Origin of the sequence: Enterobacter chuandaensis (genome assembly GCF_003594915.1) — a bacterium.
Taxonomy (GTDB): domain Bacteria; phylum Pseudomonadota; class Gammaproteobacteria; order Enterobacterales; family Enterobacteriaceae; genus Enterobacter; species Enterobacter chuandaensis.
In genome coordinates this window covers 101,555-120,337 of record NZ_QZCS01000009.1, presented here as the reverse complement: position 1 = coordinate 120,337, position 18,783 = coordinate 101,555, and the positions used below count along the sequence as shown (strand labels likewise).

General features: G+C 52.8%; 25 protein-coding genes and 1 pseudogene. 22 read left to right on the top strand and 4 right to left on the bottom strand.

The window, feature by feature from the left end; genetic code table 11:
* The first annotated feature begins 54 nt into the window (after positions 1-54).
* The 4 genes from D5066_RS15205 to D5066_RS23125 all read left to right on the top strand — a co-directional run bounded on the left by D5066_RS15205 (position 55) and on the right by D5066_RS23125 (position 2,435).
* On the top strand, positions 55-495 hold the full coding sequence (locus D5066_RS15205; RefSeq protein WP_115190150.1) for a DinI-like family protein: 441 nt from the start codon (positions 55-57) through the stop codon (positions 493-495).
* A gap of 79 nt (positions 496-574) precedes the next feature.
* Positions 575-1,306 carry a hypothetical protein gene (locus D5066_RS15200; protein WP_115190151.1) on the top strand — a complete coding sequence of 244 codons (732 nt, stop codon included), beginning with the start codon at positions 575-577 and terminating at the stop codon, positions 1,304-1,306.
* Positions 1,307-1,389: 83 nt separating this feature from the next.
* Positions 1,390-1,986: a hypothetical protein gene (locus D5066_RS22835; RefSeq protein ID WP_133300914.1), complete on the top strand. Its 597-nt coding sequence runs from the start codon at positions 1,390-1,392 to the stop codon at positions 1,984-1,986.
* A 239-nt stretch (positions 1,987-2,225) separates the two neighbouring features.
* Positions 2,226-2,435, top strand: a complete 210-nt coding sequence (locus D5066_RS23125; protein ID WP_115191194.1) for a hypothetical protein — start codon at positions 2,226-2,228, stop codon at positions 2,433-2,435.
* Positions 2,436-2,508: 73 nt separating this feature from the next.
* Here D5066_RS23125 and D5066_RS15190 read toward each other — a convergent pair whose 3' ends face one another.
* The 4 genes from D5066_RS15190 to D5066_RS15170 form a co-directional block, all read right to left on the bottom strand.
* Positions 2,509-3,450 (bottom strand): hypothetical protein, encoded by a 942-nt coding sequence (locus D5066_RS15190; RefSeq protein WP_115190153.1) that lies wholly within the window; start codon positions 3,448-3,450, stop codon positions 2,509-2,511.
* Between the two features lie 211 nt (positions 3,451-3,661).
* Entirely contained in the window at positions 3,662-3,862 is a 201-nt protein-coding gene (locus D5066_RS15180; protein ID WP_057517723.1) for a hypothetical protein, read from the bottom strand.
* 20 nt (positions 3,863-3,882) lie between these two features.
* Entirely contained in the window at positions 3,883-4,929 is a 1,047-nt protein-coding gene (locus tag D5066_RS15175) for a phage portal protein (protein WP_001550189.1), read from the bottom strand.
* Between the two features lies 1 nt (position 4,930).
* Positions 4,931-6,700, bottom strand: a complete 1,770-nt coding sequence (locus D5066_RS15170; protein WP_057517722.1) for a terminase ATPase subunit family protein — start codon at positions 6,698-6,700, stop codon at positions 4,931-4,933.
* 165 nt (positions 6,701-6,865) lie between these two features.
* Between D5066_RS15170 and D5066_RS15165 the strand changes: the two are divergent.
* The 18 genes and pseudogenes from D5066_RS15165 to D5066_RS15080 all read left to right on the top strand — a co-directional run bounded on the left by D5066_RS15165 (position 6,866) and on the right by D5066_RS15080 (position 18,768).
* Positions 6,866-7,720 (top strand): annotated as a pseudogene (locus tag D5066_RS15165) (GPO family capsid scaffolding protein).
* A 76-nt stretch (positions 7,721-7,796) separates the two neighbouring features.
* Entirely contained in the window at positions 7,797-8,864 is a 1,068-nt protein-coding gene (locus D5066_RS15160; RefSeq protein WP_001247243.1) for a phage major capsid protein, P2 family, read from the top strand.
* Positions 8,865-8,867: 3 nt separating this feature from the next.
* Positions 8,868-9,620, top strand: coding sequence for a phage terminase small subunit (locus D5066_RS15155; protein ID WP_057517721.1), 753 nt, complete (start codon positions 8,868-8,870; stop codon positions 9,618-9,620).
* An 88-nt stretch (positions 9,621-9,708) separates the two neighbouring features.
* Complete coding sequence (locus tag D5066_RS15150) at positions 9,709-10,215, top strand: head completion/stabilization protein (RefSeq protein WP_000214253.1); 507 nt, start codon at positions 9,709-9,711, stop codon at positions 10,213-10,215.
* The gene (locus D5066_RS15145) at positions 10,215-10,418 is read left to right on the top strand and encodes a tail protein X (protein ID WP_057517720.1); all 204 of its coding nucleotides are present in this window, start codon (positions 10,215-10,217) and stop codon (positions 10,416-10,418) included. Before D5066_RS15150 ends, D5066_RS15145 begins: the two co-directional genes overlap by 1 nt.
* 3 nt (positions 10,419-10,421) lie before the next feature.
* Positions 10,422-10,718, top strand: a complete 297-nt coding sequence (locus D5066_RS15140; protein WP_023135264.1) for a phage holin family protein — start codon at positions 10,422-10,424, stop codon at positions 10,716-10,718.
* Positions 10,705-11,202, top strand: coding sequence for a glycoside hydrolase family 24 protein (locus tag D5066_RS15135; protein WP_023135263.1), 498 nt, complete (start codon positions 10,705-10,707; stop codon positions 11,200-11,202). Before D5066_RS15140 ends, D5066_RS15135 begins: the two co-directional genes overlap by 14 nt.
* The gene (lysB, locus tag D5066_RS15130; RefSeq protein ID WP_119916425.1) at positions 11,199-11,612 is read left to right on the top strand and encodes an Rz-like lysis system protein LysB; all 414 of its coding nucleotides are present in this window, start codon (positions 11,199-11,201) and stop codon (positions 11,610-11,612) included. Before D5066_RS15135 ends, lysB begins: the two co-directional genes overlap by 4 nt.
* Positions 11,512-11,757: an Rz1-like lysis system protein LysC gene (gene lysC, locus D5066_RS15125; RefSeq protein WP_230121663.1), complete on the top strand. Its 246-nt coding sequence runs from the start codon at positions 11,512-11,514 to the stop codon at positions 11,755-11,757. The genes lysB and lysC overlap by 101 nt, the downstream gene beginning before the upstream one ends.
* Positions 11,720-12,187: a phage tail protein gene (locus D5066_RS15120; RefSeq protein ID WP_119916424.1), complete on the top strand. Its 468-nt coding sequence runs from the start codon at positions 11,720-11,722 to the stop codon at positions 12,185-12,187. The genes lysC and D5066_RS15120 overlap by 38 nt, the downstream gene beginning before the upstream one ends.
* Positions 12,180-12,629: a phage virion morphogenesis protein gene (locus D5066_RS15115; RefSeq protein WP_119916423.1), complete on the top strand. Its 450-nt coding sequence runs from the start codon at positions 12,180-12,182 to the stop codon at positions 12,627-12,629. The genes D5066_RS15120 and D5066_RS15115 overlap by 8 nt, the downstream gene beginning before the upstream one ends.
* 68 nt (positions 12,630-12,697) lie before the next feature.
* Entirely contained in the window at positions 12,698-13,339 is a 642-nt protein-coding gene (locus D5066_RS15110) for a phage baseplate assembly protein V (RefSeq protein WP_023135261.1), read from the top strand.
* Positions 13,336-13,683, top strand: coding sequence for a GPW/gp25 family protein (locus D5066_RS15105; RefSeq protein ID WP_023135260.1), 348 nt, complete (start codon positions 13,336-13,338; stop codon positions 13,681-13,683). The genes D5066_RS15110 and D5066_RS15105 overlap by 4 nt, the downstream gene beginning before the upstream one ends.
* A gap of 6 nt (positions 13,684-13,689) precedes the next feature.
* Complete coding sequence (locus D5066_RS15100; protein WP_023135259.1) at positions 13,690-14,598, top strand: baseplate assembly protein; 909 nt, start codon at positions 13,690-13,692, stop codon at positions 14,596-14,598.
* The gene (locus D5066_RS15095) at positions 14,591-15,124 is read left to right on the top strand and encodes a phage tail protein I (RefSeq protein WP_119916422.1); all 534 of its coding nucleotides are present in this window, start codon (positions 14,591-14,593) and stop codon (positions 15,122-15,124) included. Before D5066_RS15100 ends, D5066_RS15095 begins: the two co-directional genes overlap by 8 nt.
* A 7-nt stretch (positions 15,125-15,131) precedes the next feature.
* Positions 15,132-17,036 (top strand): phage tail-collar fiber domain-containing protein, encoded by a 1,905-nt coding sequence (locus tag D5066_RS15090; protein WP_119916421.1) that lies wholly within the window; start codon positions 15,132-15,134, stop codon positions 17,034-17,036.
* Positions 17,037-17,459 (top strand): tail fiber assembly protein, encoded by a 423-nt coding sequence (locus tag D5066_RS15085; RefSeq protein ID WP_119916420.1) that lies wholly within the window; start codon positions 17,037-17,039, stop codon positions 17,457-17,459.
* A gap of 130 nt (positions 17,460-17,589) precedes the next feature.
* Positions 17,590-18,768, top strand: a complete 1,179-nt coding sequence (locus tag D5066_RS15080) for a phage tail sheath protein (protein WP_119916419.1) — start codon at positions 17,590-17,592, stop codon at positions 18,766-18,768.
* The last annotated feature ends 15 nt before the right edge of the window (positions 18,769-18,783 follow it).

Genomic DNA, 18,783 nt, shown 5'->3' with positions numbered 1-18,783 from the left:
TTTTATCAATACGTGGTACTGTATGTTTATACAGTGTCTCGTGGTGGAGGTTGTGTGGATAGAGAGCTAAATGAGCACGTTATGATTGAGCGGGTCGAAATGATTGCGCGTCTGACGGCTGAAGGGACTTGTCAGGAAAGAGACCGTGAAATCGCATTGAATTTAATTGCGGAGATAGCAAGAGGAAACTTAATGAAAAACAATAATTTTTCTGTTGTTTTTTCCGCGCCGCCTGTTGATGAAACCTTTGCGAGGGAGAGCAAGGTGAGGGTAAATATCACATTAGATAAAGACCAAATAGTCGGCCAGCCGGTGATTGATGCTTTTCAGAGTGAATTGACTAGGCGAATACAGTCAGTTTTTCCGGCAACTCGCGTTAACGTCAAGAAAGGTTCTATGACTGGTGTTGAGTTGATGGGGTTCGATAAAGATTCAGACCGCGAAGCGCTGGACGCTATTCTTCAGGAAGTTTGGGAAGATGAGAGCTGGCGGTAGCTCCTCAAAAAAGTGCCAATATCAACCTCATGTTTGGTAGCATGGGGTTGTTTTTTATGGGATTACATAAAGGAAAATCATGGATACCGTAATAGCATTTTTATCTCTGGCTCTTTTTATTGCTTTTATCATTGGTCTTATCAAGCCATCGCTGGTTAGGATGCCGAATCGTAAGCGCTCAAGCGCGGTTTACCTCGGCGGCTGTCTGGCGTTGGGCGTTATTGGTTCAATCTTATGGCCGACTGAAAAGAGTCAGCCAGTAGCGAAAAATGATGTACCGATGGTTAAAGCGGAACCGGCTACGCCAACGTTTGAGTACGCAGATAAAACCCTCAAAGAATATCGCAACGAGTCAAAAGAAACACGGCACGAAATCGTTAAGGATTATGTCGGTTTCAAAAGTGTACCGGTTAGATATGTTGATGCTTTTTATGCCTGTATGAGTGAGTACACTTTTACTAAAGATGATGCGTTAAAGCTCGGTGATGTGTTGGGGTGGTGTTTCAACGACTTCGAGAAGGATCCACAATCTCTAAATAATAAAATCAACCTTGACGTTTTTCAGGGGAATTTTAGCGGTTGGGATGGCTCTTATCGCCCGTTAGAGAAGCTGATAAAAGCCAGCATGAATGATGATTCCTCTTATAAACATGTTTCAACGGTCTACCATCTCATTTTGAATAAAGACCCACATGCCGTTGTAAAAACAACATTTCGAGGCACTAATGCGTATGGTGGAGTGGTAAAACAGACTGTAGCGGTGCGCGTTGATGTAAGAACAGGTGAAGTAACTTCAATAATTGATAACTAAAATGAAATATTTGGCCATATTATATTTAATTTTATAATGTGGCTTTTGTATGGTTTTGGAGTATTCATAAGGAGTTAAAGTAAATGAACTCAAAAAAAAGAAATAAATATCTCAAACTAATGTTTGAATGTAGAAAACGAATTGAAACGCTACATGCTTTAGCATCTGGGCAATCTGGCGGGCTTTATCTTCAAGTTTTAATAGAAACAGAGGCGCTACAGCTTAGGAAGTTATTGGAGCTTATAGCATTCTCATCGTTAATTTCACATGAAACAGCATATAGAACTGTTACACAGAATATTGATGGCGTATGGAAAGCCAAGCGTATTATGAGTGAGTTGGAGAAGATAAATCCAAATTTTTATCCGTTGCCTGTGTCAGAAATTACCAATGACGGGTGGAGGAAATTAAAAGGTGGGTATTTAACAAAAAAACAATTTGTTGCACTGTATGATGAGTGCTCAACTCATATTCATGTTAGAAACCCATACAGGGTGAGAGAAAACTCACTAGCTTTTCATGGAAAAGTTCCTTCGTATTTATCAAGAATTGAATCTTTATTATCCAAACACATTGTTTCACTTGTAGATGACAGAGAGATCCTTTTTGTAGAGGTGCCTCATTTTGAAGATTCTACTAGCCCTCTAAAGATTAGGCATTTGATTAAAAATAGTGGATGAATTTTAATTGTCCTTTAATGAGCAATTTACATTTAGTTATGGTAGGTCTTTGATAACGTAAGCAGTGCTGGAACTTGTTTTCAGCGCTGAATGGGCTGAACAACGAGATATGAAAGGTGTTAGTAAAACCTTTGTGATGTGATATGGATGACACGTCAGTAGTGAATATAAAGTTACCTAAGAAAATTTTTATAGTGGTGCTCTGAGGATACTGAGTGAAATTCAATGAGGGCGATAATATGCATCGACTACCGGGCGAAATTCCGCAGCACAAAATTAAAAGCGTAAAACTGATGGCTATAGTTCATCGTCTGCAGCAGATAATGGTTAGTGAGAATCTGACACCTGCTGAACTGGTAGGTTGTGCTGAAATTGTCAGAGATAATTACGAGCGGTTTAACGATATCAGTAGTTCGACACAATACGCGCCGCCACCACGTCGACGATAGCAAACGCCGCCGGTGCTGAAACTCGCTTTCAGTTCTGGCGGGGTTGAACAACGAGCACCGCGAGGCGTTAGTATTAATTTATTTTTAATGAATGGTACTCTCGTGAGTTGACCGAAGATTTGAGATAGCTGCAATCATTAACCGACAATATTGCCGCTAATAGGCGACATACCAGTGCCTGCATTTGCAACAAGATATCGTTACCATATTGACTGTTGTTAATACTGGAGAAACCAAGCGGTTGACCAAAAAAGATAGCCTCATGGAAATTATCATTGCGGATTCCAGAAATGTTTTTTTTGCCTGATACCCATGTGGGGATTTGTAACCCATAAATTTTGCACATCCACTTTAATCGCTTGTAATGATTTGGCGGGGTTTTATCAGGAGCCTTGTCATGCTCAGCCCACGACAAAGCAAAGCAACCATCAAGTGCCATGTAAAGGTACTGGAATTTTTCAAAAGAAAGGTATTGTGGGTTTTGAGATAAAAATAGTGCATGCACTACTGCCGCAATTCTTTTGGGGGAATGCGCATCCTTTTGTTTGCTAGTTATATAATTAAGAGCCAGTTCTATGACTTCTTTTTCAGAGCATCCAACGAGAATAAAGTCGGTTAACTTAGCTGGCTTGATGGGGGTTGCATCTAGAAAACCAGCATCGGTTGTTGTTAATCTCATCCCACTGAAAAAAGACAGGCACCACACAACAAAGTTGAGATTTTCTAACGAGGATGCATTTTTTAATTTTAGTATGTGTGTTTTTGGCAAGCCGAATACTCGGTGACTATAAGGCATTGTGGATATGCCACCTTTCAAGTTATATATCTCTTGGTTTCCAGGGTATATCCAGCCTTTAACAACATTTCTGTCATTGTTAACGAGCTCTACTTTCTCAGCGAGTCCGGGTAAAGTAAGTAAAGAAAAATTTTCAGCCTCAATGTTAACTTCTACTGGATAGTATCCAAACTCCGACATAATCTCATTGGGTTGCTGTTCGTCAACTTCACCTTGCATATCTTTCTCCGTTCAAAATAGGCTCGATAATTATCGAGAGGCTATCATGTTTGGAAAGAACCAATGTCCGTGATTTTTGTAAATTTAAGGCGATTTATCAATAAATAAGCTGTGCATGCAACAGGTGCATGGTTTTGCCTGCGTCAGGCTTGCCCGTTCTGGCCGTGCGCCGCCAGAGCTGGCGCGGATCCAGAGTGGTCATGCAACTGCATTAAAACCGACCCATAAAGCGGGCAGGCGTGGCGGGGAAAGCATTGCGCGCCAGAGGTGGTGCGTAATAATAAAAATTATCGTCTGAGCGCGCCATGATGGCGCGTTTATGGTCGCTTTCGATTCGTTGGTTGTTGGGTGTGGTGGTGCGCGTGCGGCGCGTCTGAGGCGTGATGGTGGCGGGGTATGAAAAAACCGCCATAATGGCGGCTTGAGGGGGAGTTATTCCGGGTTATCGAGGGTGTACTCTTTGAACCTGATGACCTCCATGCCGAGCCAGTCGTTTACCTCCCTGAACCTGTCCTGCAGCGGCGACAGCTCGTTACGCACAAATACCTTTGCCACCTTCTCAACGTCACCGAGTGAGCCGATATTCTCGGGCTTGCCGCCCATTAGCTGGAACGGTACGCGGTGCGCATCCATCAGGTCGGCGGCACTGGCTTTCTTGATGTTGAAAAAGTCATCCTTTGTGGCGACCTCGCTCAGTGGCACGATTTTGATGCCGTCCGGTTTTCCGCCGGGGGCGTAGAAAAACAGGTTCTTAAAGTTGCCGAGCCCTTTCGAGTTACGCATCGCCTCGCGTAGCGATTCGACGTCGGTCGCGCTCTGCGCCGGGTCAGTCACATACATGATGTAACCCGCGTGCGCGCCGTTCTGGTAATACTTGCGGCGAAACAGCGTTGCGGATTCATTCAGCCAGGCAGAATTAAGCGCGCTGAGATATTCCGGCAGACCGTAAATTTCCTGATTAATGTCAGGCTCCAGCAGGTGAAACACGGTGTCAGGTGCGAACTCATGCGGCTGAGTAAAGTTTTCTACAAACCAGAAAATCGAATCATCGACCCCGCGCCGGGTGTACTTGGCCGGTGAGGCCAGCAGCTTAATTAACTGGCCGGTGACGCTGTGGCGCTGCTCAAGAAAAGCGTTGCCGAAAACCAGATAGTCGAGCGCAAAACGGCTGAAATCCTGACGGGACAGCAGCGGGTGCGGAATGTAGGTGCTCGCGAGCACGTTGCGTTTAACGTAAATCGGTGAGCTGTGATGCACGGCAGAGCGCAGGCTCTTTGCCAGCCCGGAAAAGCTGACCGGCGGCTCGTACCATTTGCCGTTACTGATGCACTCGACATAATCCAGAATGTCGCGCTTATCGAGCACCGGAACTGGCTCACCGAAGGTGAACGCTTCCATTTTTTGCGGTGCGCTGGCTTTCAGTTGCTGTGGTGCGCGTGTTTTCTGCGCGGCGGCTTTGCGGGATTTTTGCTTACCCATTTTAGTTGAACTCCAGAATTGATTTAGGCTGCATGCCGCTACCGGCAGAAAGCGGTTCGTTTAACAGGGCGTGCATGGTCGCCCATGCGATATCGGCGTGACTGGCTTCCTCGGTGCGACTGGCCTCGTAGGTGGCACTGCGCCCGCTGCTGGTCATGGTTTTGCGAATCGACATAAACGACTGCGTGACGTCGGTTGCCCCGGCGTCGTACTCCAGACAGCCACGGCGAATGGTGTCTTTTGCCTTGAGCACCATCGCGGTTTTCATTTCAGGTGTGTAACGGATGCCGCGTGCCGCCGGGTAGAATGAGCGAACCAACTGGAATACGCCCAGACCGAGGCCGGTTGCGTCAATGCCGATGTATTCGACGTTGTATTTCTCGGTCAGTTTGCGGATGCCCTCTGCCTGCGCGGCAAAGTCCATGCCTTTCCACTGGTGGCGCTCCAGCATGCGGAACTTGCCACCCGAGACCACCGGCGGTGCGAGCACGACACATCCGGCACTGTCGCCAGTGTGCGACGGGTCGTAGCCAATCCAGACCGGGCGAGAACCGAAAGGATGGTCGGCGAACGGGGCAAAGTCCTCCCATTCTTCCATCACATCGACCATGCAGCGCTGCAGCTCCTCGAACGGGAATACCGATGCCTTATCGTCGACAAACTCGCACATAAACAGGTTCTTAAAATCATCATCACTGTTTTCGCGTTTGAGCTGGTCGAGGTCGAACAGGGTGCAGCCCCCGGCAAGGGCGTCCTCAATGGTGACAATCTGCCGCCACTGGCCATCGTCGCAGAGCTTACCACCGGCGAGCGCGCGGTGACTGATGTCGATTTCGATGCGGTCAGCGGCACTGGCGCGCCCCTTGTTGAACAGCTCACCCGACCAGAAGGGGTAAGCCCCGTGCGCCAGTGTTGAGGGGGTCGAAAAGTAGGTTGAGCGCAGGTGCTTCTGCGATGCCATGCCCGAGGCGACTTTGCGCAGTTTCTGAAAGTTCGGGATCCAGAATATTTCATCGACATACAGGTCGCCGTTATGGCTCTGCGCGGTGTTGGAATTGGTGCCGAGAAAAATCAGTTTTGCGCCGTTGTTGCCGATGACAATCGGGTCGCCGGTCAGGTCAACGTCGACCAGTCGCGCAAACTGGATGATGTATTCGCGGAACACGTAAGCCTGCGTTTTACTGGCTGATAAAAATATCTGGTTATGGCCGGTTTTGAGCGCGCGCAGCAGCGCCTCGCGGGAGAAATAGAACGTCGCGCCAATCTGGCGGGATTTGAGAATGTCGCGAATACGGTGCGCCAGTCCTGCGCGATACCACTGCAACTGGTACTCGAAAGACTGGTCGAAAAATAATTCTTCCAGTTTCTCGATAGCCTCGTCGCTGAAAAAATTCTTTTTCGGCTTTTTGCGCTCCCCTTTGTTGCGGTTGGCGACGTTGGGGTTAAGGTCGGCCTCGTTGCCGGTCTGGCTATAGCGGTTGACGCGCGCCAGCCGTTCAATCTGCCGTCCGAGCAGGTCAATCTCTTTGAAATCGCCGCCTGTCTTTTGCGGCTTGGCGATGAGCTGAATCAGCCTGGCCTCAAGGCTGCTTTCAACGCGGGAAATCGGCGCGATGCCGTCCCAGCCGTCGCGCTGCTTCCAGCTCTGCACGGTCGGGCGCTTGACCTGCAGCATTTCGGCAATCTGTGGCACGGAAAAGCCCTGCCAGTAAAGCAGCGATGCCTGTCGTCGCGGGTCATGCAACAAGGTTGTATCGGTGGAAATGGTCATTGATGCCTCGCCGTAGTGGATTCAGGGCAAGGCTACTTAATGGCCGTCAGTGATTCGCTAAGGTGCTGTTGTGTGGGCGATTGTCCAGCCGTCGTTAGTGGTCTGGCGTGCCCGGAGTCTGGAAACTGGCGTTGACCAGTAACCCTAACCTCAGGACTCCTGACAATGGCAAAAAAAGTCTCAAAATTCTTTCGCATCGGCGTCGAGGGTGATACCTGCGACGGGCGCATTATCAGCGCCAGTGATATTCAGGAAATGGCCGACACGTTTGACCCGCGCGTCTACGGTTGCCGCATCAATCTTGAGCACATCAAAAGCGTGTTTCCTGATAGCCCGTTCAAACGCTATGGCGATGTGGTCGAACTGAAAGCGGAGAAAATCGAAGATGACTCCGCGCTTAACGGAAAGCTGGCACTGTTCGCAAAAATCAGCCCATCCGACGATTTAGTCGCAATGAATAAGGCACTCCAGAAGGTTTATACCTCAATGGAAATTGCGCCGAATTTCAGCAACAGCGGCAAATGATATCTCGTTGGTCTGGCTGTGACTGATGACCCGGCAAGCCTCGGCACCGAATACCTCGAATTCTGTCGCAATGCAAAACACAACCCGCTTAACCGCTTTAAAGCTAATCCTGAAAACCTGATTTCAGCGGCAACGCTTGCAGAGCTTGAGTTTGAAGACCAGCCGGAAACGGTATTTACCGCCCTGACTGACAAGGTGAAAGCCATTTTCAGCCGTAAACAGGTCAGCGACGATGCGCGCATGAATGATGTGCATGAGGCGGTGACCGCCGTCAGCGAGCATGTGCAGACCAACCTCACTGCGCAGGATAAGCGTCTTTCCGATATGGAAACCGCGCTTGCCACCTTCAAACAGGAACTGACCGGCAAGGTTGAAGAAACCAGCCAGGCATTTTCCGCCCTGAAAACCACCCTCGATAAAACCGAAAGTTTCAGCCAGCCGCGACGCACGAAAGCCAGCGGCGGTGGTGGCGATGAGCTGCTGACCGACTGCTGATAAGCCGCAAACCCGAAACCGGGCGGCAACCCCGCCCGATGCAGTGACTAACCGATAAATTCAAACAGGAAATACTATGCGCCCGGAAACCCGTTTTAAGTTCAATGCCTATCTGACCCGCGTCGCTGAGCTGAACGGCATCAGCACTGATGATGTCAGTAAAAAATTCACCGTCGAGCCGTCCGTCACGCAAACGCTGATGAACAAAGTGCAGGAGTCATCCGCGTTTCTGCAGACGATTAATATCCTGCCGGTCGCAGAAATGAAAGGTGAGAAAATCGGCGTTGGTGTGACCGGTACTATCGCCAGCACGACCGACACTTCGGGTGATGATGAGCGTAAGACCGCAGACTTTACCGCGCTTGAGTCCAACAAGTACGAGTGCGACCAGATTAACTTTGACTTCCATCTGAAATATAAAACCCTCGACCTGTGGGCGCGTTTTCAGGACTTCCAGCGCCGTATCCGTGACGCCATCGTCAAGCGTCAGGCGCTCGATTTCATCATGGCCGGTTTTAACGGTACCACCCGCGCCGCCACCTCTGACCGCACCAAAAATCCGATGCTGCAGGATGTGGCCGTCGGCTGGCTGCAGAAATACCGCAATGAAGCCCCGACGCGCGTGATGAGCAACATCACCGACGCTGACGGTAAGGTCGTTTCAGCAGTGATTCGTGTCGGTCGAAACGGCGACTATGAGAACCTCGACGCGCTGGTGATGGATGCGACCAACAACCTGATTGACGAGGTTTATCAGGATGACCCGAAACTCGTTGCCATCGTTGGCCGTAAGCTGCTGGCCGACAAATATTTCCCGCTGGTGAACAAGCCGCAGGAAAACAGCGAAGCGCTCGCGGCAGATATCATCATCAGCCAGAAGCGAATCGGCAACCTGCCTGCTGTGCGTGTGCCGTACTTCCCGGCGAATGCCGTGTTAGTGACCACGCTGGAAAACCTCTCTATCTATTTCATGGATGAGAGCCACCGCCGCAGCATTGATGAAAACCCGAAAAAAGACCGCGTTGAAAACTACGAGTCGATGAATATCGACTATGTGGTCGAGGCGTATGCTGCCGGGTGCCTGCTGGAAAACATCACCCTGGGCGATTTCACCGCACCTGCAGCACCGGAAAGCGGAGCCTAAACCATGACGAGCCCCGCACAGCGTCACATGATGCGGGTCTCGGCCTCTCAAACCGCGCAGCGGGAGCAAGCCCCGCTGCGCCATGCAACCGCCTATGAGCAGATGCTGGTTAAGCTGGCCGATGACCGCCGCACGTTAAAAAACATCCGTTCAAACGAACGTAAAGCCGAGAAAAAGCGCGAGCTGCTGCCGTTCTATGCGCCGTGGGTCGCCGGTGTGCTGGCTGATGGCCGTGGTGCGCAGGATGACATTGTCATGACCGTCATGCTGTGGCGTCTCGATGCCGGTGATATCGCTGGCGCGCTGGAAATTGCCCCCTACGCGCTGAAATACGGCCTCACCTCTGACCATCGCCGCACAACACCTTACATGCTGGTTGAGGAAGTGGCGCTTGCCGCGCAGCGTCTGCGCGATGCCGGTGAGTCTGTCGACCTTTCCTGGCTGCAGACCACTATCGATCTGACCGACGGCGCTGACGTTCCCGATATGGTGCGTGCCCGTCTGCATAAGGTGACTGGCCTGACCCTGCGTGATGCCGGTATGAATGCCGAGGCGCTGGCGCAGTTTCAGCGCGCGATGCAGCTCGACCGCAATGCCGGTGTGCGCAAGGAGATTGAGCGACTGGAACGGGCATTGAAGCCAAAGCCAGAGGCCGCACCCCGTAAAACGACTAAACCGCGCACGCGCAAACCTGCCAGCAAACCGGCAGCAAAGCGCGGGCGTCCACCAAAGGCGGCAAAACCGCCGGTTAACTGAACGCTCCCCGAGCCGGGCGGCACGCCGGTCAAAGCAGGCAAAGACCTGACGGCGACCGGCGTCCACCGCCCAACCTGATGAGGTTGTCATGACGACAGTGATACTGAACCAGCCCGATGAACCGCAGGACGTACCGGGCGTGGTGATTCCCGCACCGGAGACGGGCGGTGCAGTGATTAAAAACACGTTCTTTTTCCCTGATGTGGATCCGAAGCGCGTGCGCGAACTGATGCGCCTTGAGCAGACGGTTTCCGATGCGCGCCTGCGCAATGCCATCAAGACCGGCATGGCCGAGACCAATGCGGAGCTTTACGACTACCGGCTGCGCCAGACTGCCGCCGGGTTTAAGCAACTGGCCGACGTGCCTGCCGAGGAAATCGACGGCGAGAATGTGCGCGTTTTCCACTACCTCAGCGCCGTGACGGCGATGGCGACCGCCACCCTGTATGAGCGTTATCGCGGCGTTGAGGCCACCGGCAAGGGTGACAAAAAAGCCGACAGTGTGGAAACCACCATTGATGACCTGTGGCGGGATATGCGCTGGTCAGTTGCGCGTCTGCAGGACAAGCCGCGCTGCATAGTGGGTCAGCTCTGATGAAAGTCAGGGCAATGCAGGGCGACACCCTCGATGCGATTTGCGCCCGGTATTACGGGCGCACTGAGGGCGTGGTCGAGACGGTGCTGCAGGCTAATCCGGGTCTGTCTGAGCTGGGAGTCATTCTGCCGCATGGTACCGAGATTGACCTGCCCCATGTGCCGTCTTCACCAGTAACTAACACTATCAATCTTTGGGAGTAAACCATGACAGAAGGGGAAAAAGGCGTCCTGTCACTGTTTGTGATTGGCGTGATGATTGTTGTCGGGAAAGTGCTGGCAGGTGGTGAGCCCATCACCCCGCGCCTGTTTGTCGGACGCATGCTGCTCGGCGGTTTCGTTTCGATGGTCGCCGGTGTTGTTCTGGTGCAGTTTCCTGATATGTCACTGCCTGCCGTGTGCGGGATTGGATCCATGCTCGGTATTGCCGGTTATCAGGTGGTGGAAATCGCCATACAGCGCCGCTTTAAGTCACAGAAAGGGGAAGACGATGCCGGTCATTAATACTCACCAGAATATCGCCGCCTTTCTGGACATGCTGGCGTATTCCGAAGGAACAGCGAACCATCCGCTGACGAAAAACCGTGGCTATGACGTCATTGTCACCGGTCTTGATGGTAAGCCAGAGATTTTCACCGATTACAGCGACCACCCTTTCGCACATGGCCGACCACCGAAAGTGTTTAATCGCCGTGGTGAGAAATCCACGGCATCGGGGCGTTACCAGCAGCTTTATCTGTTCTGGCCGCACTATAAAAAACAGCTCTCGTTACCTGATTTCAGTCCACTGTCGCAGGACAAGCTCGCGATCCAGTTAATCCGGGAGCGCGGTGCTATTGACGATATCCGGGCGGGGCGTATTGAGCGTGCTGTTTCCCGTTGTCGCAATATCTGGGCGTCATTACCGGGTGCCGGTTACGGCCAGCGCGAGCACAGTCTCGAAAAGCTGGTCACTGTCTGGCGCACGGCTGGCGGGGTGGTGGCATGAAAGTCCTGATAACGCTGCTTGTGCTGGCTGTGCTCGGGTTGCTGTGGTTGCGCCATGAGAACGGCAATTTATCCCGCTCTTTTGAGGCGGCAAACCGTGTCGCGAGCGAGCAAAAGGCGACGATTGGCATGCTGAAAAATCAGCTCAGTGTTGCCGGTCAGCTCGCCCGACGTAATGAATCCGCGCAGGTGGCACTGCGCGAGCAGCTCGCAAAGGCAAGTGCAGAAGCCAGCCGCCGTGAGCAGACGATAACGAGGTTACTTAATGAAAATGAAGCCTTTCGCCGCTGGTATAACGCTGCTCTGCCTGATGTTGTGCGTCGGTTGCACTCCCGCCCCGCCTGCGCCAGCGCCGGTGATTGTGGTCAACGGATGCCCGAAGGTGAGCCTTTGCCCGATGCCGGGAAGTGACCCGAAAACAAATGGTGACCTGAGCGCGGATATTCGCCGTCTTGAGGGCGCGCTGACTGCCTGTGCGCTGCAGGTCAAAACCGTCAAACACTGTCAGGATGAACTCGATGCAAAAGCACAAAAGCCTGCGCAAAGCGCTGATTAACGCCGTGCCGCAGCTCCGAAATAACCCCGATATGCTGCGCCTGTTTGCCGACAACGGCCATACCGATTCCCGACTGGCGAGCTCGCTGTCGTTTGAAAAGGTGTACGTGCTTAACGTGGTGGTGACTGACTTCACCGGCGACCTCGACTTGATATTTGTGCCGGTGCAGGCGTGGCTGCGTGAGCATCAGCCGGACATTATGACCACCGACGCAGGGAGGGAGAAAGGATTCACCTGGATGATTGATATCAATAACGACGATTCGCTCGATATCAGTATCAGCCTGAGGCTGACCGAGCGCACGCTCGTCAAAGAGGTCGACGGCGCGCTGCATGTCAGCTATGCCCATGAGCCGCCGCTGCCTGAGCCGGTGACGCGTCCGGTCGAGCTGTACGTTAACGGCGAACTGGTGAGTAAGTGGGATGAGTGACTTAACCGCGCTGCAGGAACGTCTTGCCGGTCTGATTGCCAGCCTGTCACCGGCGGCGCGTCGGCAAATGGCGGCTGAGATTGCGAAAAAGCTGCGTACCAGTCAGCAACAGCGTATCAAGCGCCAGCAGGCTCCCGACGGCACCCCGTATGCGGCGCGAAAGCGCCAGCCAGTGCGAAGCAAGAAAGGCCGCATTAAGCGCGAAATGTTCACCAGACTGCGCACCAGTCGCTTTATGAAAGCCAAAGGCAGCGACAGTGCGGCGGTGGTGGAGTTTACCGGCAAGGTACAGCGCATGGCACGGGTGCATCAGTACGGCCTCAAAGACCGGCCAAACCGCAACAGCCGGGATGTGCAGTACGATGCGCGCCCGTTGCTCGGTTTCACCCACGACGATGAGCTGATGATTGAAGACGTCATTATCAGGCGCCTCGGCAAATAAATATTGTGTGAGCCATCACCGGAGCCGCGCGAATTGGCGCGGCTCCAGACCAGAGGCATCCTTGCACTATGAATACGTTATCCACTTTACAGGAGCTCGCGCGCGCAATTCGCAATCTCATCCGCTCAGGTGTGGTGACTGAGGTCGATATTGTGCAGGGGCTGTGCCGCGTACAAAGCGGCGGGATCCAGACTACATGGCTGAACTGGCTGACTACCCGCGCAGGTCGTTCGCGTACATGGTGGGCTCCCTCGGTCGGTGAGCAGGTACTGCTGCTGGCGATTGGTGGCGAGCTTGATACCGCTTTCGTTCTGCCGGGGATTTTCTCAGACGATAACCCCGCCCCGTCTGCCTCGGCGGATGCGTGGCATGTGGTGTTCCCTGATGGCGCGGTTATGGAGTATGAGCCGGAAACCGGTGCGCTGACGGTCAGCGGCATCAAGACTGCCGACGTGACGGCATCGGAGTCCATCACCGCCACCGTGCCGGTGGTGCTGGTCAAAGCGGCAGAACGTATCACCCTCGACACCCCGGAGGTGGTCTGCACCAACAAACTGACGACGGCGACGCTTGAGGTGCAGAAAGGCGGCACCATGCGGGGAAACATCGAACATACAGACGGCACGTTGAAATCAAACGGTGTGCAGGTTGATGACCACGGTCACGGCGGCGTGCAACGGGGCGGGAGCTGGACGGAGGGAACCAAGTGACGGCGCGCTATATGGGGATGAACCGCAATTCCGGCCTCGCTATCCGTGACAGTGAGCATATCAGCCAGAGCATGCGCGACATTCTGCTGACGCCGGTCGGCTCGCGGGTAATGCGTCGTGAATATGGCTCGCTCCTGTCTGCGTTGATTGATATGCCGCAAACCCCGGCGCTAAGGCTGCAAATCATGGTGGCGTGCTATTCCGCGATCCAGAAGTGGGAACCACGCATCAGGCTTACATCCATCAGTTTTGAGCGCGGCGACACTGGCGAAATGTATGTCGATATTACCGGGATGCGTACCGATACCGGTGCGTCAGTTTCAACCACTGTTTCACTGAGTTAAATCACTATGGCAACTGTTGACCTGAGTCTGCTACCTGTTCCCGATGTGGTCGAGGAACTGGACTATGAAACTATCCTTGCGGAGCGCATTGCGACGCTGATTTCGCTCTATCCAGAAGACCAGCAGGAAGCCGTCGCCCGGACGCTCGCGCTTGAGTCTGAGCCGGTTGTTAAGCTACTGCAGGAAAACGCCTACCGTGAGGTTATCTGGCGTCAGCGTGTCAATGAGGCTGCGCGCGCAGTCATGCTGGCTTATGCCATAGACAGTGACCTCGATAATATCGGGGCGAATTTCAATGTTGAGCGCCTTGTCGTCACGCCTGCTGACGACACCACTATTCCACCCACCCCGGCAGAGATGGAACTCGACGCCGATTATCGTCTGCGCATACAACAGGCTTTCGAAGGAATGAGCGTGGCAGGCTCTACGGGTGCCTATGAATTTCATGGCCGCAGTGCTGATGGACGTGTCGCTGATATTTCTGTTATCAGCCCATCCCCTGCGTGCGTCACGATATCTGTGCTCTCGCGTGAGAATAACGGCGCGGCATCTGATGAGCTTCTGAGCATTGTGCGCAATGCGCTTAATGCTGAGGATGTGAGGCCGGTCGCTGACCGCGTGACAGTACAATCAGCTCAGATTGTCGATTATCAGATTAGTGCGACGCTTTTTATCTATCCGGGGCCGGAAAGTGAGCCTGTCAGAGCTGCTGCTGAGGCAAAGCTCAAAACCTATATCAGCGCGCAGCACCGGTTAGGGCGGGATATTCGCCTGTCAGCCATCTATGCCGCGTTACATGTTGAGGGGGTGCAGCGTGTCGAGCTGGCGGCGCCAGTGGCTGACATTGTGCTTGATAAAACGCAGGCCTCCTTTTGCACTGACTATCAGATAGTGATTGGTGGCTCGGATGAGTGATGCGCGCCTGTTGCCTGTAGGCTCATCACCTCTTGAGGTGGCTGCTGCCCGTGCCTGCGCCGATATTGAAAATACACCCATTCCGTTACGCCGCCTGTGGAGTCCTGACGCCTGTCCTGCAAACCTTTTGCCGTGGCTGGCGTGGGCGTTTTCCGTTGACCGCTGGGATGAGAACTGGCCGGAAGAAACCAAACGTGACGTTATTCGCAGTGCGTATTTCATTCACTGCCACAAAGGCACGATAGGCGCAGTCAGGCGAGTTATTGAGCCGCTCGGTTACATCATCAACGTTACGGAATGGTGGGAGACAGGCGACCCGGCAGGCACATTTCGTCTTGATATTGGTGTACTGGAAAGCGGTATTACTGAGGAAATGTATTTAGAAATGGAGCGGCTCATTGCGGATGCAAAGCCAGCCAGCCGCCATCTTATCGGCCTCAATATTATTCAGGATGTACCTGGCTATCTGTACACCGGCGCGTTGACGTATGACGGCGACATCATCACGGTTTACCCGGATAAGTGAGAGGACAATGACAGTAAAATATAAAACGGTCATCACCAAAGCCGGTGCAATCAAGCTGGCTGCAGCGACCGTCCCGAACGGGAAAAAAGTGAATTTTACGGCGATGGCAATCGGCGACGGTGGCGGTACATTGCCGGTACCTGATGCCAACCAGACAAAGCTCGTCAATGAAGTCTGGCGCTATAAACTGAACAAAATCAGCCAGGACAATAAGCATCAAAATTATGTGGTCGCGGAGCTACTTATCCCGCCTGAAACCGGTGGTTTCTGGATGCGCGAAATGGGGCTCTATGACGACACTGGCACGCTGATTGCCGTCGGTAACATGGCGGAAAGCTATAAACCTAAACTTGATGAGGGGTCAGGCCGCGCACAGACCGTGCGTATGGTCATCATGGTAAGCGATATCGAGTCAGTCGAGCTGACGATTGATACCTCAACGGTGATGGCAACGCAGGACTATGTCGACGATAAGCTCGCTGAGCATGAGCAGTCCCGCCGTCATCCTGACGCCACGCTCACTGAAAAGGGTTTCACGCAGCTCAGCAGTGCGACCGACAGCGCGTCTGAGGCGCTCGCAGCAACGCCGAAAGCGGTTAAGGCGGCGTATGACCTTGCTAATGGTAAATATACGGCTCAGGACGCAACCACGGCGCAAAAGGGTATCGTCCAGCTCAGCAGTGCAACCGATAGTACGTCTGAGACGCTCGCAGCGACCCCGAAAGCGGTGAAAATCGCAATGGAGAATGCCAGTGCGCGACTCGCAAAAGAAAGGAATGGCGCTGATATTCCTGATAAGCCTCTGTTTGTTCAGAATATTGGGCTGGGAAATGTGCTTTTCAAAGGTGACGGACGGTTCCTCGCGGGAACATTCGTCAGTGATGCCGTTGACCGGGTCTCTATCGGTGCGCGGGCGGCTACAGGCTGTCAGTTTATGCGAGCGCATCAGTCACCTGATGCACCAGACCAGGTAAGTTTCTGGCAAATTATCACGCTTACGGAGGTTGCAAGCCCTACATCTGTTGTTGACGTACTGGCCATCAGCGGAAATCTCGTGTTGTTTGGTCACGGCACGGGTGCAGGTATTACCTCATGGCGTCATGTGGCGATGCTGGAGGGGGCTGACTTTACGGGAGATATTACTACACCAAATGTGCGCGGAAAAAACTCTGTTACCGTGGGTGATGGTACAGGGGGTATGACTTTAGGAAATAAAGATGGCGCAGGTTTTGATGGTAATAACCTGAATATTAAATCGTGGAATGGTATCGGGTTTCAGGACGCCAGCGATGATGCTATTCGGGCTTATATCAGTACCCGTCTCGGTATTATCGCTGCAAGTGAAAGCGTTTATGCCGGTAGCGCCAATATGTATAAAAACGGCGATATATACGGTGATAAGTGGAGTACGGGGAATGGAGCAAACTGGCTGAGTCTGTATCTTGAGCAACTTGACTCACAAATCAGAAATAACCTCACTTCGTGGACATCTAATAACTTTCCAACAAAGTCAGATGTTTCAGTGGCTCTGTCTGGTAAGCCAGGGCGTCAGTATATCAAAGAGGTCGGCGTATATCAGAATGACAAAACTAAGCCGTTCATGCTTCATGACGATAATTCAGGGATATTTCTGGCGACAACCGGGATGTTACCTACAGCGGGTTTAGGGATTAATGGCTGGCACCGGGATAATGCGACCGGACTGATTACACAGTGGGGGTCTGGAGGTTTTACCAGTGGTCAGCGTATTAATTTCCCGGCGGTATTCCCGAACGTCTGCACTGCTGTTGTGGGTAATGATACCGGCACGGGAACGCTGGCAATTTCAATGACAGCGACCGATACACATGGGTTTACTGTGCGCGGTTCGTCGTCGACTTTCGGTCTGAACTGGATTGCAAAGGGGTACTGAATGACCGGTAATTATTCGTATATTTATGATGCTTCCACGAACGCCTTTTATGCGCTGGCGCTCATGAGCGAATATAAAAAATCAGGGATTTGGCCTGATAATGGGGTGAGGGTTACAAGCGAACAGCACCGGCGCTTAATGGCTGGTCAGTCCGAGGGAAATGTAATTTCAGCAGACGCAGAAGGTAATCCGGTTCTGACACCCGCACTAATTGACTATGTAGCCATTGCGGCGGATGAACGTGACAAACTCATGGCATCGGCTACAGCAAGAATCAATCAGCTTGTAGAAGCTCAGGATGATGACGACATAACGGCTGACGAATTGTCCGAACTCACTGCGTTACGTGAATACCGAACAAAGCTGCGCCGACTGGATTTGCGTTATGCCCCTGATGTTGAGTGGCCACCTTTGCCAGAATAATTCAGGCGGGCACCTGCCCGCTTTTTCTTTATCCATCTGTTGTGTCAGTCCGCAGACAATCCTGATAAATAGCCCCTCACTGAACCAGCCAGGACAATAACACTCGCCCACTAACCACGGAGTTAACCGGATGAGTGATTTTCACCACGGCGTGCAGGTGCTTGAAATTAACGACGGCACCCGCGTCATTTCCACTGTTTCGACCGCTATCATCGGCATGGTCTGTACGGCCAGTGATGCGGATGCGAAGCTATTCCCCCTCAATGAGCCCGTACTGATTAACAATGTGCAAAGCGCCATTGCGAAAGCCGGTAAAAAAGGCACGCTGGCAGCCTCCCTGCAGGCCATCGCCGACCAGGCGAAGCCCGTCATTATCGTTGTACGCGTTGCCGAAGGTACCGGCGACGACGCAGAAGCGCAGACCGTTACCAACATCATCGGCGGCACGGATGAGAACGGAAAATACACCGGCATTAAAGCACTGTTGACTGCCGAAGCGGTTACCGGCGTTAAGCCGCGCATTCTCGGTGTGCCGGGTCTCGATACGCAGGAGGTGGCGGTCGCGCTTGCGTCAGCCGCTATCAAACTACGCGCATTTTGTTATGTCAGCGCGTGGGGCTGTAAAACCATTTCCGAGGCGATGGCCTATCGCGAGAATTTCAGCCAGCGCGAACTGATGGTCATCTGGCCTGACTTCCTCGCATGGGATACCACCGCAAACGCCACTGCCACGGCATACGCCACCGCCCGCGCACTCGGTCTGCGTGCCTACATCGACCAGACTATCGGCTGGCACAAAACGCTGTCTAACGTTGGCGTACAGGGCGTCACCGGCATCAGTGCCTCAGTCTTTTGGGATTTGCAGGCATCCGGCACCGATGCTGACCTGCTCAACGAGGCCGGGGTCACAACGCTGGTGCGCAAGGATGGTTTCCGTTTTTGGGGGAACCGCACCTGCTCTGATGACCCGCTTTTTCTGTTTGAGAACTACACCCGCACCGCGCAGGTACTGGCCGATACGATGGCTGAGGCGCACATGTGGGCGGTCGATAAGCCCATCACCGCATCGCTCATCCGTGACATTGTCGACGGCATTAATGCCAAATTCCGCGAGCTGAAATCTAACGGCTATATCGTGGATGGTGAATGCTGGTTCGATGAGGAATCGAACGACAAGGAAACCCTCAAGGCCGGGAAACTGTATATCGACTACGACTATACACCGGTTCCCCCACTGGAAAGCCTGACCCTGCGCCAGCGCATCACCGGTAAATATCTGGTGAATCTGGCCGAATCGGTCAACAGCTAAGGAGCCTGAAACAAC